Below are 17,264 nucleotides of genomic sequence, written 5' to 3' on the forward strand. Positions count from 1 at the left end.
AGAATTGCCTGACTGTAGGCCGGGGCATACCCCCGGCCGTGTACTCGGGGAAAATTCGAGGAGTGCGCTCAGGAAATGAATCTCCGTATTCCTGACCGTACTTCAGATAAATTTGCCCACAATACCGTTGCACGGTAACAGCGCGCATCCGCGAGCCCCACCCCTAATAACCCCCTACCGGGCCGTGGGGCCGGGCAGATACAGGGGTGTTCGGGATTCCCGCCCGCCTCTAGGGTCAGCAGCGTGGAATACGCTGTCCGGGTTGAGAATCTGGTGAAACAGTACGCGGCCAACGCACGCCGCGTGGTCGACGGTCTGAGCTTCGAGGTGCACCGGGGTGAGGTCTTCGGCCTGCTCGGTCCCAACGGCGCGGGCAAGAGCACGACGGTGGGCATGATGACCACCCGGGTGCGGCCCACGTCGGGCGAGGTCCTGATCGACGGCGTGGACGTCGTCGCACGGCCGAGAGAGGCGAAGCGGGTGCTCGCGGTGGTGCCGCAGCGCAACAACCTCGACCGCTCGCTCTCGGTGCGGCAGAACCTGCTCTTCCACGCCACCTACCACGGCATCCCGCGGGCCGAGCGGCGGCGCAGGGCCGATGAGCTCCTGGAGCAGATGGGCCTCGCCGACTACCGCAAGTCGAAGGTCGACGACATGTCCGGCGGACAGGTGCAGCGCGTGATGATCGCGCGGGCGCTGATCCACCGGCCGAGCGTGCTGTTCCTGGACGAGCCCGCGACCGGACTCGACCCGCAGGCGCGCCTGTTCGTGCACGAGCGGGTCGCCGAACTCGCCGAGCGCGGCGTGACGGTGGTCGTCACCACCCACGACATGGACGAGGCCGCGAAGCTCTGCGACCGCGTCGGCATCGTGGACCGGGGCACCCTGCTCGCCCTCGACACCCCCGAGGGCCTGGGCACGCTGCTGCCCGCGCACTCGACGCTCGCCCTGACGGTGCGCTCCGCGCAGGGCCCGGCGCCGGTGGCCAAGCTGCTCGCCGATCTGCCGGGGGTGCGCCAGGTCGACGAGGTCGACCCGGAGGCACCGCCCGCGGACGCCTGCCGGTTCCGCATCTACACCGACACCGAGCCGGTCGAGGCGCTGCAGCCGGCGCTCGCCGCGCTCACCGAACGGGACTACCGGGTCACGGATGTCGGCATCGGAAAGGTCTCCCTGGAAGACGTTTTCCTCCACCTCACCGGAAAGAATCTGCGATGACTGCGACGACTGCGACAGCTTCGGCGACTCAGGCTTCGCGGCCCTCGCGCCAGATACACACCTTCCGCGCCATCATGTGGCGCGATGTGTTCGTCGCCCTGCGCCAGTTCCCCACGTTCATCGGCCAGGCCATCATCCAGCCGTTCTTCACGCTGTTCGTGTTCGGCGTGCTGCTGAGCGACGCGGGGTATGTGGACGGCGACTACAGCTCCGTGCTGCTGCCCGGCGTCCTCGCCCTGAACGGATTCCTCGGCGGCATGCAGAACACGGCGCTGCCGCTCGTCGTGGACTTCTCGTACACGCGTGAGATCGAGGACCGGCTCCTTTCGCCCATCTCGTTGCGCCTGGTGGCCGTGGAGAAGATCCTTTTCGGTGCGCTGTACGGATTCGTGGCGTCGCTGATGATGACGCCGGTCGGCATGGTGCTCCTTGATCTGTCGTGGCCGATCAGCCGGACGGTGCCCGCCCTCGGGATCGCCGCGCTCGGCGCGCTCGCCGGGGCGTCGATCGGCCTGTGCCTGGGGACGTCCGTGAACAGCGACAAGGTGGACGTGATGTTCACGCTCGTCCTGATGCCGCTGCTGTTCACGGGCTCGACGCAGTTCCCGCTCGTGGCGCTCGACGAGGTCCGCTGGTTCCAGGTGATCTGCGGCGCCAACCCGCTGTCGTACGCCAGTGAGGGCATGCGGGCGGTGACGTCGCCGAACGTGGAGCACGTGCCGCTGCCGATCACGCTGATCGTGCTCGTCGGCTCGATCGCGTTGTTCGCGGCGATCGGCATCCGCGGCTTCCTGCGACGCGCGCAGTCATGAGCGGAACGCCCCGAGCAGAACGCCCTTGAGCGAAACGGCTTGAGCACACCCAGCGGAAGGGCCCCGGAGCACCTGCTCCGGGGCCCTTCGCGTGCCGTGCCGGCCGCGGCCGTCAGTCCTCGGGCAGGTCGATCGGCGCGAGCGAGGCGAACAGGTCGCCGGGGCCGGGGTTGAGCGGCTGGGTGGCGCCGCCGAGGTGGCGAAGGACGCCCCAGTAGGCGTTGAGGCCGGTCGTGACGGCGCCCTCGGCGAAGCCCGCGGTCCAGGAGACGTCGTCGCCCGCGAGGAAGAAGCCGCGCTGGTCCCGGGCGAGGCCGTCCTGCATGAAGTGGGTGAACAGGCGCCGCTGGTAGCGGTAGTGGCCCGGCAGGTTCGCCTTGAAGGCGCCCTGGAAGTGGGGGTCGGTCTCCCAGGTCACCGTGCGGGGCGGCGCGATGACGCGGGAGCGGATGTCGACGTCCGGATAGATGGCGGCGAGGGCGTCCAGGACGCCCTCCAGGCGCTCCTCGGCGGTCAGCGGGGCCATCTTCAGGGAGTCGTCGTTCCAGGTGTACGACAGGCACATGACGCCGGGGCGCTCGGGTCCCTCGTCGAAGAGGTAGACGCCCCGGGGCATGCGGTCGGTGAGGGTCGTGCTCATCACCTCGCGGCCGGTGCGCGGGTCGCGCTCGCGCCAGAAGGGGCGGTCGACGAGGACGAAGAGCTTGGACGAGCCCATGTAGTGGCTGCGCTCCACGGCCGTCCACACGGGGGTGGGCAGCAGCGCGGGGTCACAGCGGACGTTGGTGACCAGGGTCCGCTTCTGCGGGGTGAAGACGGCCGCCGGGAAGGTGTGGGCGGAGCCGTCGTGCCCGTGGACGGTGATACCGCGCGGGCCGCGCTCCAGGCGGGCCACGCCGCCGCGGGGGCCGCCGCGGTGCAGGGACTCCAGGGAGGTGCCGGCCGGCCAGTGCGCGAGGTCGTCGGGGGCGTGCGACCACAGGCGCAGCGGCAGCTGCTGGGAGCCGCCGACGACGAGCTGGTGGTCGTCCTCCGCGCCGGTGTAGACGACGCGCAGGATCTCCAGGATGGAGTTGGGGAAGTCGGTGTCCCAGCCGCCCGCGCCGAAGCCGACCTGACCGAATATCTCGCGGTACTTGAAGGACTGGAAAGCGGGCGAGCGGGCGATGAAGCCGTAGAAGGACTCGTCGTCCAGGGCGCGTACCAGCGGGTTCCAGATGGCTTTGATGGCGGCGGTGTCACGGCGGCGGATCGCGTCGTCCATGGCGAACAGCTCGGCGTGCTCCTGAAGGGCCTTGTCCCAGGCCATGCCGACTTCCTGGTAGACGTCGGGGAGCTCGCCCGCGTGCCGCGCGTAGTGCCGGTCGTCGCCGAGGGCGACGACGGTGGACCCGCTGGCTTCGGTGAGCGGGTTGGGGAAGGGCCGGGTGCGCAGGCCGACGAGGTCCATGTAGTGGCGCAGGGCGGTCGCCGACGCGGGGAAGCGCATGGCGCCGAGTTCGGCCACGGCGTCCGGGCGGCTCTCGAAGGCGGCGGAGCGCATGCGCCCGCCGACCGGGCCCGCCTCGTGGACGACGGGCCTCAGCCCGAGACGCATCAGCTCGTACGCGGTGACGAGGCCCGATATCCCCGCCCCGATCACAGCGACGGGCGTGCCGAACTCCGCTGCCGGAATTTCGCCGAGGCCGTGCGGACTCGCCAGCCATTCGTCGTACGCGAAGGGAAAGTCCGGGCCCAGCATGGTGAGGGAATCTGCTGTTCCGAGACACGAACTACCGTTGAGGGCAACCAACGGATACTCCTCTGACCGTGGTGGAGGCCGGCCCGGCGGACGTTCCAGACGGCCGCGGGGGGAGCCGGGCTGCGGCAGCAGGAGGAAGGTCCGCGATCAGCACGGCCCGTGACCCTGCCCCACGGGGGCCGGTCGGGCCCGCGAATCGCCTCCGATACACGGCACGTCTGACGGTGCCCTTGATTATCTCGGTGCCTTCGGGGGACGGAGAAACCCCTCAACATCCCCTTACGGCTCCTAGAGGCACGTGGTCGGCACACCCGGAACCGCACACGGTCACTGTTGCGTTCACTCCCGGAGCACAGTAACGCGCTCCCGAACGGGGGTTCTCAAGGGGCACGAAATGTTGCACGGGACGCAATGAGTACTTTAGTAGCGCGGCTTCGATCCTGAAGACTGTACGAAACTCAGGAGCTGCCTTGAAATGATCTATGGTGGCCGCACCACACGACCGGATCAGTTCCCGCGTGCCGAATTGTTCAACAATCACTATCCAGAGGAGGCCTCATGCATCCAGGGCCGGACAGCCGAAGGTTCGCGGTGCACGACCACCGTCCGGGCGCCGCGCCCGATGGAGCCCGGCTGGAGCCGATGGCCCTGGAGGTGCGGCGCGCGGACGGCGCCGGGACACCCTCGCACGAAGGGGCGCCCGGCCACGAGAGCCTGCTGCGCGTCGAGCGCCACGCGTGCCTCGCGGTCGTCTCGGACGACGGCTCGGCGGACCGTTTCCTGGACCGGCTGCTCGACGACGGCGGTCCGGACCGCCGCGTCACCGTGCACGGCGTGGACGCCCGGACCGATCCCGATGCCCTGCGACACCTCGTCGGGGTGGTCCCCGCGGGCATGCCGTTGCCCGAAGTGCCCGTCCACGATGCCCTGATGGCCGCCGGTCTGCGCCGAGGTCTGCCCCCGGAGACCGCCGCCGGGCGCGCCACGGACTTAGCACAAGCCCTGGGCCTGCGGGCCGTGGAGCGCACGCCGGTGGCCCGGCTCACGCCGGGCCAGCGCGCGCGCACCGCTGTCGGCTGCGCGCTGCTGCACGTGCCGAAGCTGCTGTTGCTGTGCCGCCCGCTGGACGACGTGGACGAGGTGTCGGAGACGATCCTCCACCGGGTGCTGCGTCGCTACGCGGCGTCGACCGGGACCGTGGTGTTCTCCTCCGGTTCCAGGGAGGTGGCCCGGCGCATGACGGACCGTCTGTTCATGGTCTGCGACGGGCAGGTGCGCTGCGGCTGTCTGCCGACCGCCCGCTGACGGAGCTCCGCACCCTCGCGCCCGCAGGGGCGACGACCGCGGCCGCCACCCCCCACTGGTGGTCATCAGCGGTCAGCACAACGTTGTCAGAACGCCACGGACGGCTCAGCACGCCGTGTCCGCCAGCAGATCGTGCGGGAGATCCTTGCGGCGGGAGACGTTCAACTTCCGGTAGACCCGCGTCAGATGCTGTTCGACCGTACTGACGGTGATGAACAGCTTGCGCGCTATCTCGCGGTTGCTGTGCCCGAACGACGCCAGGGACGCCACGCGCCGCTCCGCGTCGGTCAGTTCCTCCGCCGGGCAGGCCTCGTCGCCCCGCGCCGGGCGCTCCGCCGCGCCCGCCTCGCCGTCGCCGTACGGCAGCAGCTGTTCGCACAGCGTCTCCGCCCGCGCGTCGCGCGCGATGCGCCACGCCCGCCGCGCCATCATCCGCGCCTGACCCAGGTCGCCCAGGGCGTGATGGGAACGGCTCAGCGCCCCCAGGGCCCGGACCAGTTCGAGCCGGTCCTCGCACTTCTCCAGTTCCTCGATCGCCTCGTGCAGCGCGTGGTGGTGCCGCCGCAGGCCCGACACCTCGGCGAGCACGCGCAGCGTCTGGGCGCGGGTGCGGGACTGCCCCGGGCCGCACTTGGCCAGCTGCTCCCTGACGAGCCGGTCGGCCTCGGCCTCGCCGCCCGTGCGCAGGTGCATCTCCGCGGCCGCCGACCGCCACGGCACCAGCGCCGGCTGGTCGATGCCCCAGCGGGTCATCAGCTCGCCGCAGGTGAGGAAGTCGTCGAGGGCCGGACGCACCCGCCCCATGGCGGCGTAGAGCTGGCCGCGCGCGTAGCTGAGCTCCAGGCCGTAGCGGGTCTCCGGGAGGCCCTCCGGGATGTGGTGGTCCAGATAGGCCATGGCCTGCTCGTACTGGCCCATCGCGGTGTGCGCCGAGACCAGGGTGGCCAGGATCGAGCCGATGCCGACGCCCCAGCCCTGGGGCGAGATCCACGACAGGGCGGTGAGCGCGTACCGCACGGCGTCCGGCGCGCTGCCCTGGCGCAGGGCGATGGTCGCCCTGATCGCGGACAGCGGCGCCTGCCAGCCCGGCCCGCCGAGCCGGGTGGCCTCGCGAAGGAGCGCGTCGCACCAGTGCGCGGCCCGGCCGAGACGGTCGCAGTAGATGAGGACCGACAGGGCGGCGGTGAGCGTCTCCAAAGTGGCGTCGCTCAGCCGGGTGCCCTGCAGGACGGTCTCGGCGAGGTCGGCGGCGTGCGGGTCCACGCCGCGGGACAGGACAGCGTTCAGGGCGGCGCCGACGCGGCCGCGGGCGTCGCAGCCCGGTGTCGTCAGGACGTCCCAGGTGCTGTGCGGCGCGGGCCAGTTGTCGGCGCCGATGCGCTCGCGCAGCGTCGGGTAGGTGGTGCGCACCGCGCCGGACGCCAGGTAGCCGCTGACGGCGGATGCGCCCTCGTAGGCGACCTGGCCCTTGCGGGCGACCTCGGCGGCCTCGTCGAACCTGCCCTGCCACAGCAGGCCCGAGATGAGCACGGGCACGGCCTGCTCGGCGAGCCAGCCCTCGTCGAAGGCGGCGCGCAGCGCGCCCAGGTGCGGCCCGAGGGTCGAGGGGCGCACCCGCCAGGCGAGGCGGGCCAGTTCGGCGAGGATCTCGCTGCGCCGCTCCCCGCGCGGGCAGCTCTCGTCGGCCAGGTGGAGGCAGGCGATGGCGAGCGAGACGTCCTCGTCGCGCCGGGCGCGGGTGGCCGTCTCCCACAGCACGTCGAGGGACTCGGCGCCCTCGACCTCGCCGGTGGCGACGATGTGCCGGGCCACGACGGGCGGTTCGGCGCCGTGGCGGCGCAGCAGCACGGCCGCGCGCCGGTGCAGCCCGATGCGGTCCTCGCGCGCCAGGTCGTCGAGCACGGCGGTCCGTGCCAGGGGGTGGCGGAAGGCGCCCTCGTCGGTGAGCCCGGCCGCCGCGAGCGTGCGCAGGCTGCGCGCGACGGTCTCGCGGTCGAGGTCGAGCAGGTCGGCGAGCGTCGCCTCGGACGCGGCGTCGTCCAGGACCGCGAGGCCGCGGGCGACGGCGAGGACGGCGTCCTCGCCCCGGTGCAGGCAGCTGAGCACGGACTGCCGGTAGGCGTCGCCCGCGGGCACGGTGCGCCCGGTGGGCAGGGCGTTGTCGGCGCCGGACCCGGTGGCCCGCTGGTCGTGGTCGAGCGGCCCGTGGGCGAGCAGGTCGTGGATCAGGGCCCGCACCAGGAGGGGGTTGCCGCCGCTGAGCCGGTGGACGTCGGGCGCGAGGCCGTGTGCCGCGGCCTCGTCGAGGTGCGCGCGCACCAGCTCCGCCGTGCCGGACTCGCCGAGGGTGGTGAGCCGCAGCTGGGTCAGGCGGGGGTGGCGCAGCAGTTCCGCGCTGAACATGGGCCGTTCGGCGTGCGGCCCGGTCCGCAGGCCGAGGACGATCACGACGGGCTTGGCCCGCAGCTCCCGCATGGCGTACTGCAGGCACTGGAGGGACGGGATGTCGGCGTACTGGACGTCATCCACGAGGACGGCCAGCGGTCCGCCGCGGGCCAGGGACCGCAGGGCCATGGTCAGGGACCGCATCACATGGGCGCGTACGTGCTCCTCGCGCTCGCTGTCGGGATCGCGGAGCATGGCGGTGAACTTGGCGTCGTCGAGCAGCCGCGCCACGCGCGCGGTCGCTCCGGCGTCCTGCTCCGCCACCTGGTCGGCGTGGAGGAGCAGTTGCCCGAAGACCGCCATGGGCGTGGTGCGCTCGGCTCGTAAACCCGTCGCCTTGAGCACGGTCAGGCCTCGCGCCTCCGCCTCGTCGGCGACGCTGTTCAGCAACTCGCTCTTGCCGGTGGCCACCGGCCCTCTTATCAACACAACACGGGAAGGCCGCTCCGCGCTGTTCGCCAGAACGTCCTCCAAGAGAGCCCACTCATCGACTCGCTCGACCAGGCTCATAGTGCGGTTTCCTCCCCGTAAGAAATTATCGCAAACTGCACTGGGCGCCTTATTCGCATATCGCACTCATCAAGTTGCCTCAGGAGCCTGAAGCAGGATACCAGGGCATATTCCAAATATCTCCGCCGGGGCTCTCGGGGCACTCAGTCAACAACACAACTATGACTGAAACTTGACGGCGAGGTAGCCCCGAAAGAAGTGAGCCCACCCCCCAAATCCACGATGACTCGCAACGTTCAGCCCTCCCCACTCCGACCATGTCTGTGATATAGGCCCGGACGATCGGCCCGACACATGCGGAACACCAAACTCCAATTGTGAGAAAGGAGAAGGCTCAACTGGCCATGACACCATGACCCAGCGCCCATCGCGCCACGCTGTCCGGAAACATGCCTGGCCACAGCCCACATGGGGATCCGATCCCGACAAGCCCGGCAGACCCGGCACTACCCCCCGGGGGCTTCAGTCCGCAGGCTGCCGCCCCGTGATCCCCCGCTGCCCCGGCTACCCAAAGAGCGGCGGCACACACAGATTTGACGGCCCATCGGCGGTCGGCCATCCGCGCGCCCGCCGCGGCAGGCGTTAAGAACGCGTTAGGCAAACGAGTCCGCGGGCGCGCCAACGGGACCCCTCCCGAATGGAAACCAAAAACAATCCTGCGGCAATCCGACGGCAAAATTCCCTGTGAAAATTCCCGGGACGCGACCGGCCCGCCCGACGTCGCGGCCGAGTTACCGGCGGAAGCCCCGCGGCGCGGCCGGGAGCGTCGGCGCACCGGCGGGCCGGCCGCGCCCCATTGTTACGCCCACGTTTCCGGACCGCCGCACGCTTTGGCGGCGCGAACGGGAGGGGCAACTCGCCCCCGGCACATGCGAACTCGGCCGAACGCCCCGGCCGCCGCCACAAAGCATTTTCTGTGCGCTGGGCCACACTCCCGGCTTCACCGCCGCGCGCGCCGGGCCCGCCGCTAGGGGACGGATAGGGGTGGAGGGCACCACGGGCCACGGCTAGCCTCCGGCGGGAGGAATCACCGGTACGACAGTGGCGCCGGCGGTCGTCGGCGGCCCCGCCCTCCCCGGGCCCGACGTGCCCCGCAGAGCCACGACCCCACGGGCGGTCACCCGTGATCCTCCCGGAAACGCCTGCCGGCCAGGGCACGCCGATGTGACGCGCTCGCGTGGGACGCACGCGCGCAGACCCGTAGAGGACGACGATGGCGAAGAAGCAGACACCGAGCGCGCTCCGACCCGGGAGCGTGCCCCGATGACCGCGCCCGGCGCCTGCCCCGGCTCCGACGCCGAACGAGCCGCCGACGCGGCGGTGTCCGAAGGCCTCGGTCACCTCGCTCCGGACGGGGTGCGGACCACCGTCACCGTGATCATCCCGACGTTCAACGAGGCCGACAACGTCGAGGAGTTGCTGACGCGGCTCGCGGCCGCCCTGCCCGGGCACCTGGACTGCGAGGCCCTGTTCGTCGACGACAGCACCGACGACACCCCGGCCGCGATCGAGCGCGCCGCCCTCACCTGCCCGTTCCCCGTGAACGTCATCCACAGGGAAACCCCGACGGGCGGCCTGAGCGGGGCCGTGGTGGAAGGCATGAAGGCCGCCGCTTCGGAGTGGCTCGTGGTCATGGACGCCGACCTCCAGCACCCGCCGTCGCTGATGCCCGAACTGGTCGAGACGGGGCGCCGCACGGGGGCCGAACTCGTCGTCGCCAGCCGGTACGCGGGCGGCGGCAGCCACGCCGGGCTCTCCGGCCGCTACCGCGTCGCGGTCTCGCGCACCTCGACCCTGGTGACCAAGTCCCTCTTCCCCTCCGCGCTGCGCGGCATCAGCGACCCGATGAGCGGGTTCTTCGCGATCCGCCGCGCCACCGTGCACGCCCAGGCCGACATCCTCAAGCCGCTGGGCTACAAGATCCTGCTGGAGCTGGCGATCCGCTGCCGCCCGCGCACGGTCGCCGAGGTGCCGTTCTCCTTCCAGGAGCGGTACGCGGGCGAGTCGAAGTCGACCGTGCGCGAGGGCCTGCGCTTCCTGAACCACCTGGTGTCCCTGCGCACCGCGACCCCCGTGGCCCGCATCGTCGCCTTCGGCGCCATCGGCCTGACCGGCTTCGTGCCCAACCTCCTCGGCCTCGCCGGGCTCACCGCGATGGGGCTGCACTACCTCCCGGCCGAGATCGTGGCCAACCAGTTCGGCGTGCTGTGGAACTTCGTCCTCATCGACCTGCTGCTCTTCCGCGGCCGCCGCGAGCACCGCCACTGGGCCGACCGCCTCGGCCGCTTCGCGCTGCTCGCCAACGCCGACCTGCTGCTGCGCATCCCCCTCATCGCGCTGCTCGTCGACGGCGCGGACATGGCGGTCCTGCCCGCCACCGCGATCGCCCTCCTGACGACGTTCGTCGTGCGCTTCGTCGCCACCGAACTGCTCGTCTACCTGCCCGCACGCGGCCGGACCAAGCAGCCGGACAGCTCGCCCGCCCAGGAGGAGAGGGAGGGCCGGGAAGACCAGGACCGCGAGAAGGAAGGCACGCCGTGAACGCCGGCGCACCACGGGCCGGTACGGGCCACGGCCGTGCGCAGGACACCGCTGGGCCCGGGGCGCCGCTGCCGCTCCTCGCGCGGATCGTCCCCGAGGACGTCCTCTGCCGCGAGTGCACTCATGACCCTGAAGGCGTGGTCCTGCACCCCGACGAAGAGGCCCTGATCGCACGGTCGGTGGAGGCACGGCGGCGGGAGTTCACCACGGGCCGCCACTGCGCGCACCGCGCGCTCCGGGACCTGGGGCGGCCCGCCGCGGCCATCCTGCCCGACGTCAAGGGCTCGCCGCGCTGGCCCGCCGGTGTCGTCGGCAGCATCACGCACTGCGCGGGCTACCGCGGCGCCGCCGTCGCCGCGGCCGCGCGCGTCCGCTCGGTCGGCATCGACGCGACGCCCGGCGAGCCGCTGCCCGAGGGGGTCCTGGAGGCCGTGGCGCTGCCCGCGGAACAGGCGCGCGTACGGGCGCATCTGGCGCGGTGGCCCGCGGTGCGCTGGGACCGGGTCCTGTTCAGCGCCAAGGAGAGCATCTACAAGACCTGGTATCCGCTCACGCGCAGGCCGCTGGGGTTCGAGGAGGCCGACGTCACCTTCCACCGGTCCGCGGAGCCGGGGGCGGGCGAGTTCACCGCGCGGATCCTGCCGCCCGCAGGGGACGTCGGCTTTCCCCAGGAGCTCATGGGCCGCTGGCTGGCGTGCGACGGCCTGGTCCTCACCGCGATCACGCTGCGCCCCGGGGGCTGAGCGGCGGACGGGCGGCACACCGGCCCGGAGCGACGGGTCCTTCCATGGGGGAAATGCAAGGAGTCGCCGCTCCGGGAACCGGCTCCGGCCGAAAGAGCCCCGCGGCACGGCAAGCGGCTCTTCCGCTTGCCACAGTAGGGCGGCGCACCGGCGCCCGAGTACCCCTAGCCGCCCCTTACCAGGGCCCCTCGCACGCGGTCAGCGCAGCAGCCGTCGGGGCAGCTCCTCGAGGAGCGTGTCGACCGAGAACGGCGTGAGCAGCTCGGGCACCGTCAGGTCGTCGACGATCAGGCCGAGCACGGCGAGGTAGAGCAGGACGACGCCGGTGCGGTCGCCGGGCAGGCCCGCGTCCAGGTGGAAGCCGATGTTGCCCTCCAGCTGGTCGGCCATGAACCGGCTGAGCTCGGCGTGCAGTTCGGGGCGGCGGGTGGCTTCCAGGCGCATTTCGAGCAGGGCCAGATGGCTGCTGCGGTCGGCCCGCATCCGCTCGACGAGCTGCTTGAGGAGCGTGCTCACCAGCTCCGTGGACGGCTGCTCGCGCATCGTGTCGGCGAGCGCGTCCTCCGCGGGCAGCAGGCGCTCCTGGATGCGCCGCATGGCCTGGGCGAGGAGCTGCGCGCGGTCGGTGAAGTAGTTGCTCGCGGTGCCCTTGGGGACCTCCGCCTCCGCGTCGAGCGCGCGCAGTGTGAGGCCGCGGGAGCCTTCGCGCGCGAGCACCTCGATCGCGGCGTCCAGGAGGGCGGTACGGCGGGCGGGGTTCTGCCTCATGACGTCTTCTCGATTCCCTTGACACCACTTCAAGTGAAGTACTATGTTCTAACCACTGCAAGCAGAGTACATCACTCGATGTGCTTTGGGTGCATCGCGTGCGCTCCACCCGGGGCCGTCCGCAGTCCGTCCGAGGTCGTGGCCAACGACCCCTTCACACCTCCGGAGCCCGTATGCGCAAGCTCACCTACTTCATCGCGATGTCCCTCGACGGCCACATCGCCGGACCCGACGGCTCCGACCCCACCGGGCCCGACGGATTCTGGCCCGTGGGCGAGGACTACGTGCGGCTGCTCGCCGGGAAGTACCCCGAGACGCTTCCCGTCCACGCCAGGGCAGCGCTCGGCATCACCGCCGAGGGCTCCCACTTCGACACGATGCTCGAGGGCCGCCACACGTATCAGAACGGCCTGGACGCCGGATTCACCGACTGCTATCCGCACCTGCGGCACCTCGTCTTCAGCCGGACCCTCACCGAGAGCCCCGACCCGAACGTCGAGCTGGTCGCCACCGACCCGGCCGAGCGGGTCCGCGCCCTCAAGCGCGAGCCCGGCAAGGGCCTGTGGCTCGTGGGCGGCGGCGAACTCGCGGGCGCCCTGTACGCCGAGATCGACCGCCTCGTCCTCAAGCTCGCCCCCCTCACGGTGGGCACGGGCATCCCCCTGTTCGGCGAGAAGGCCGCCTTCGACCCCGCCCTGTGGGAGCGCACCGAGGTGGACGCCCTGGACAGCGGCACCGTGTTCCTGACGTACGAGAAGAAGACCGCGTAGTCCCCTACCTTCACGAACCCCGCGGACCCGCTCCCGAGAGGGGCGGGTCCGCGGGGTTCGTGGAGGTGGCGGGGGCTATGCCGGCACGCCCATGTCGTCCCCGGCGAGGAACTGCGTCCGGTACAGCTCCGCGTAGCGGCCGTCCACCGCGAGCAGCTCCTCGTGCGTGCCCCGCTCCACGATCCGCCCCTCCTCGACCACGAGGATCTGGTCGGCCGAGCGGATGGTCGACAGGCGGTGGGCGATGACCACGGCGGTGCGCCCGGACAGGGCCTCGGCGAGGGCCTCCTGGACGGCCGCCTCGGAGGTGTTGTCCAGGTGCGCGGTCGCCTCGTCGAGGATGACGACCCGCTGCCGGGCGAGCAGCAGGCGCGCGATGGTCATGCGCTGCCGCTCGCCGCCCGAGAGCCGGTAGCCGCGCTCGCCGACGACGGTGTCGAGCCCGTCGGGCAGCGACCGCACGAGGTCGTCGAGGCGGGCCCGCCGCAGCACGTCCCACAGGTCGTCCTCGGTGGCGCCGGGCCGCGCGAGCAGCAGGTTCGCGCGGACGGACTCGTGGAAGAGGTGGCCGTCCTGGGTGACCATGCCGATGGTGTCGCGCAGCGAGTCGGCGGACAGGTCGCGCACGTCCACGCCCCCGACGCGCACGGTGCCCGCGTCGGCGTCGTACAGGCGCGGCAGGAGCTGCGCGATCGTGGACTTGCCCGCGCCGGAGGAGCCGACGAGCGCGACCGTCCGGCCGGGCTCGGCGCGGAAGGACAGGCCGTGCAGGACCTCGGCGCCGCCGCGCCCGTCGAGGGACGCGACCTCCTCGAGGGAGGCGAGGGAGACCTTGTCGGCGGCGGGGTAGCCGAAGCGGACGTCGTCGAACTCGACGGCGACGGGCCCCTCGGGCACCCGCTCCGGGTCCGGCTTCTCGGCGATGAGCGGTTTCAGGTCGAGCACTTCGAAGACGCGCTCGAAGCTGACGAGGGCGCTCATCACCTCGACGCGGGCGCCCGCCAGGGCCGTCAGCGGCGCGTACAGCCGGGTCAGGAGCAGGGCGAGCGCGACGACGGCGCCCGCCTCCAGGGAGCCTTCGAGCGCGAAGTACCCGCCGAGGCCGTAGACGAGGGCGAGCGCGAGGGCCGACACCAGGGTGAGGGCGGTGATGAACGCCGACTGGGCCATGGCCGTGCGCACCCCGATGTCGCGCACCCGGGCGGCCCGCTCGGCGAACTCCGCGGACTCGTCGGCGGGCCGCCCGAAGAGCTTGATGAGGGTGGCGCCGGGCGCCGAGAAGCGCTCGGTCATCCGGGTGCCCATGGCGGCGTTGTGGTGGGCGGCCTCGCGCTGGAGCCGGGCCATGCGGGTGCCCATGCGCCGCGCGGGCAGGACGAACACCGGCAGCAGGACGAGGGCGAGCAGTGTGATCTGCCAGGAGAGGGCGAGCATCACGCCGAGGGTCAGCAGCAGCGTGACGACGTTGGCGACGACACCCGAAAGAGTGTTGCTGAAGGCGCGTTGCGCCCCGATCACGTCGTTGTTGAGGCGGCTGACGAGCGCCCCGGTCCGGGTCCGGGTGAAGAACGCGACCGGCATGCGCTGCACGTGGTCGAAGACGGCCGTGCGCAGGTCGAGGATCAGGCCCTCGCCGAGCGTCGCCGACAGCCAGCGGCTGAGGATGCCGAGGGCCGCCTCGGCGATCGCGATCGCGGCGATGAACAGGGCGTACCGGACGACGAGCGAGGAGTCGGCGCCGGAGACGATGGCGTCCACGACGTGCCCGGCGAGGATCGGAGTCGCCACGGCGAGCACCGCGGTGACGACGCTCAGGAGCACGAACTGCGTGATGCGGCGGCGGTGCGGGCGGGCGAAGGCGGCGATGCGGCGCAGTGTCGCGCGAGCGAAGGGGCGGCGTTCCTGCTGGGCGTTCATGACGCTGTACATCTGCGTCCACGCCGTGGTTTCCATGCTCATGGGAGAAACCGTAGGACCTCAACCAATATTGAGGTCAAGGGCGTGCGGAAGCACTCGACTGCCCCAGCTGCCTCCCTTGACCCTCCTGTACCCGCCACGTACTTTCGCTTCAATTCTTGTGGCCACTCCCCCGCTTGCCCCCACCGCGACGTGAGAAGGCGAACACATGCGAGAGCTACGAAGGCGCACGCTGCTGTCCGGACTGTCCGTGGTGAGTGGTGCGGCCGTCGCGGGTGGGGCCCTGAGCGGCACGGTCGCCGAAGCGGTGCCCCGGCCCGGCCGCCGCGGCCGCGAGGTCGAGGAGCTGCTCGGCCGTATGACGGTCGAAGAGAAGCTGGGGCAGCTCCAGCAGCTCGCGTGGGCCTGGGACACCGGGCCCGGCGGCGGCGCGACCAAGGACGTCGAGGACGCGGCGCGCGCGGGCCGCCTGGGGTCCGTCCTCTCCGTCTTCGGCGCGAAGACCACCAACGCGTTGCAGCGCATCGCCGTCGAGGAGTCCCGGCTCGGCGTTCCGCTGCTCTTCGGGCTCGACGTCATCCACGGCTTCTGGACGACGTTCCCGATCCCGCTGGCGCAGGCGGCGAGCTTCGACCCCTCGGTGGCGCGCACCGACGCGGAGGTCTCCGCCCGGGAGGCCCGTTCGAACGGCGTGCACTGGACGTTCTCGCCGATGATGGACGTCACGCACGAGCCGCGGTGGGGCCGCATCGCCGAGAGCTGCGGCGAGGACCCCCACCTCACGGCCGAGTTCGCCGCCGCCAAGGTGAGGGGCTACCAGGGCCGCGACTACGCGGCGAAGGACCGGCTCGCCGCCTGCGCCAAGCACTTCGTCGCGTACGGCGGCGCCGAGGGCGGCCGCGACTACAACACGGTGGACGTGTCCGAGTCGCGGCTGCGCAATCTGTATCTGCCGCCGTTCAAGGCCGCCCTGGACGCGGGCGTGGCCACCGTCATGGCCTCCTTCAACACCGTCGGGGGCGTCCCCGCGCACGGCAACGCGCACACGCTCACGGACGTGCTCAGGAAGGAGTGGGGCTTCGCCGGGTTCGTCGTCAGCGACTGGACCGGCGTGCAGGAGCTGATCGCGCACGGCTTCGCCGAGGACGGCGCGGCGGCGGCCCGGCTCGCGCTCACCGCGGGCGTCGACATGGAGATGGTCAGCACCACCCTGCGCGAGCACGGCAGGCAGCTGCTGCGCGAGGGCGGGATCAGTGAACAGCGCCTGGACGACGCGGTGGCGCGCGTCCTGCGCCTGAAGTTCGCCCTCGGCCTCTTCGACGACCCTTACGTCGACGAAGCCGAGGGCGCGGCCGCCGCCGGGCCGACCCCCGCGACGCGCGAGGCGGCGCGGGCGACGGCCGCCCGCTGCCTGGTGCTCCTGAAGAACGACGGGGCGACGCTGCCGCTGAAGAGCTCGGTGACGTCCCTGGCCGTGGTCGGGCCGTTCGCCGACTCCGGCGACCTGCTCGGCACCTGGGCGGTCCCGGCAGCGGCGAAGAAGTACCCGTCGGTGAGGGTCCTCGACGCACTCCGGCGGGCGGCGCCCGGCGCGAAGGTGACGTACGCCCTCGGGGTCGACGCCGAGGGTGAGGACACCGGCGGCATCCCGGCGGCGGTCGCGGCCGCGCGGGGCGCCGACGTGACGGTCGTCGTCGTGGGCGAGCCGCCCGCCCTGAGCGGGGAGGCCGCGGCGCGCGCCGACATCTCTCTGCCCGGCGCCCAGGAGAAGCTGATCGAGGCCGTGGCGGCGACGGGCAAGCCGTTCGTGGTGGTGCTCGTGAACGGCCGCCCGCTGACCGTCGGCGGCTGGCTGCAGAGCGCGCCCGCCGTCCTGGAGGCCTGGCATCCGGGCCTGGAGGCGGGGAACGCCATCGCCGACGTCCTGTTCGGGAAGGTCAATCCGGGCGGCAAGCTGCCCGTCTCGTTCCCCCGCGCGGTCGGACAGATCCCGGTCCACTACAACCACGAGTCGACGGGCCGTCCGTACGCCGCCGACAACAAGTACACCTCCACGTACCTGGACCTGCCGCCGGGCCCGCAGTTCGCGTTCGGCCACGGGCTGAGCTACACGACCTTCGCGATCGGCGAGCCGCGGCTCAGCCGCGCCGACGTGCCGGCCCGCGCGCTGGCCGCGGGCGACACCGTCGAGGTGTCCGTCACGGTCACCAACACCGGGGCGCGCGAGGGCGACGAGGTGGTGCAGCTGTACGTCCACGACCTCGCGGCGAGCATCGCGCAGCCGGTGCGCAGGCTGCGGGGCTTTCGCCGGGTGACGCTCGCCGCGGGCGCGTCACGGACCGTGCGCTTCCGGCTCGGCGCCCGCGACCTGGGATTCTGGACGAACGACCCGCGCGGCGAATTCCTCGTCGAGCGGGGCGCGTTCGACGTCCACGTGGGCAACAGCTCCACGGCCGACGCCAAGCGCCGACTCACGGTGACCTGAGCCCCGCGC

General features: G+C 71.9%; 11 protein-coding genes. 7 read left to right on the top strand and 4 right to left on the bottom strand.

What is annotated here, in order from left to right; genetic code table 11:
* Nucleotides 1-273 precede the first annotated feature (273 nt).
* Nucleotides 274-1,218 carry an ABC transporter ATP-binding protein gene (locus AC5WAM_RS07335; protein ID WP_212767850.1) on the top strand — a complete coding sequence of 315 codons (945 nt, stop codon included), beginning with the start codon at nt 274-276 and terminating at the stop codon, nt 1,216-1,218.
* Nucleotides 1,215-2,030, top strand: coding sequence for an ABC transporter permease (locus AC5WAM_RS07340; protein WP_172382403.1), 816 nt, complete (start codon nt 1,215-1,217; stop codon nt 2,028-2,030). The genes AC5WAM_RS07335 and AC5WAM_RS07340 overlap by 4 nt, the downstream gene beginning before the upstream one ends.
* 112 nt (nt 2,031-2,142) lie before the next feature.
* Here the strand turns inward: AC5WAM_RS07340 and AC5WAM_RS07345 are convergent, their stop codons facing one another.
* On the bottom strand, nt 2,143-3,771 hold the full coding sequence (locus AC5WAM_RS07345) for a flavin monoamine oxidase family protein (RefSeq protein WP_495522034.1): 1,629 nt from the start codon (nt 3,769-3,771) through the stop codon (nt 2,143-2,145).
* Between the two features lie 558 nt (nt 3,772-4,329).
* On the opposite strand from AC5WAM_RS07345, the gene AC5WAM_RS07350 reads away from it, so the two are divergent.
* Nucleotides 4,330-5,076, top strand: coding sequence for a P-loop NTPase family protein (locus AC5WAM_RS07350; protein WP_366790566.1), 747 nt, complete (start codon nt 4,330-4,332; stop codon nt 5,074-5,076).
* Nucleotides 5,077-5,181: 105 nt separating this feature from the next.
* Here AC5WAM_RS07350 and AC5WAM_RS07355 read toward each other — a convergent pair whose 3' ends face one another.
* Nucleotides 5,182-8,031, bottom strand: coding sequence for a helix-turn-helix transcriptional regulator (locus tag AC5WAM_RS07355; RefSeq protein ID WP_366790567.1), 2,850 nt, complete (start codon nt 8,029-8,031; stop codon nt 5,182-5,184).
* 1,263 nt (nt 8,032-9,294) lie between these two features.
* Between AC5WAM_RS07355 and AC5WAM_RS07360 the strand changes: the two genes are divergently transcribed.
* Entirely contained in the window at nt 9,295-10,572 is a 1,278-nt protein-coding gene (locus tag AC5WAM_RS07360; RefSeq protein WP_495522035.1) for a glycosyltransferase, read from the top strand.
* Nucleotides 10,569-11,315 (top strand): 4'-phosphopantetheinyl transferase family protein, encoded by a 747-nt coding sequence (locus AC5WAM_RS07365; RefSeq protein WP_495522036.1) that lies wholly within the window; start codon nt 10,569-10,571, stop codon nt 11,313-11,315. Before AC5WAM_RS07360 ends, AC5WAM_RS07365 begins: the two co-directional genes overlap by 4 nt.
* Nucleotides 11,316-11,513: 198 nt before the next feature.
* Here AC5WAM_RS07365 and AC5WAM_RS07370 read toward each other — a convergent pair whose 3' ends face one another.
* Nucleotides 11,514-12,083, bottom strand: coding sequence for a TetR/AcrR family transcriptional regulator (locus tag AC5WAM_RS07370; RefSeq protein WP_495522037.1), 570 nt, complete (start codon nt 12,081-12,083; stop codon nt 11,514-11,516).
* A 173-nt stretch (nt 12,084-12,256) separates the two neighbouring features.
* Between AC5WAM_RS07370 and AC5WAM_RS07375 the strand changes: the two genes are divergently transcribed.
* The gene (locus AC5WAM_RS07375) at nt 12,257-12,853 is read left to right on the top strand and encodes a dihydrofolate reductase family protein (RefSeq protein ID WP_495522038.1); all 597 of its coding nucleotides are present in this window, start codon (nt 12,257-12,259) and stop codon (nt 12,851-12,853) included.
* 75 nt (nt 12,854-12,928) lie between these two features.
* Here the strand turns inward: AC5WAM_RS07375 and AC5WAM_RS07380 are convergent, their stop codons facing one another.
* Nucleotides 12,929-14,812 carry an ABC transporter ATP-binding protein gene (locus tag AC5WAM_RS07380; protein ID WP_495522039.1) on the bottom strand — a complete coding sequence of 628 codons (1,884 nt, stop codon included), beginning with the start codon at nt 14,810-14,812 and terminating at the stop codon, nt 12,929-12,931.
* A 166-nt stretch (nt 14,813-14,978) separates the two neighbouring features.
* Between AC5WAM_RS07380 and bglX the strand changes: the two genes are divergently transcribed.
* Entirely contained in the window at nt 14,979-17,255 is a 2,277-nt protein-coding gene (gene bglX / locus AC5WAM_RS07385) for a beta-glucosidase BglX (RefSeq protein ID WP_495522040.1), read from the top strand.
* Nucleotides 17,256-17,264: the final 9 nt, after the last annotated feature.

It is taken from the genome of Streptomyces sp. JLYT201 (assembly GCF_059448825.1).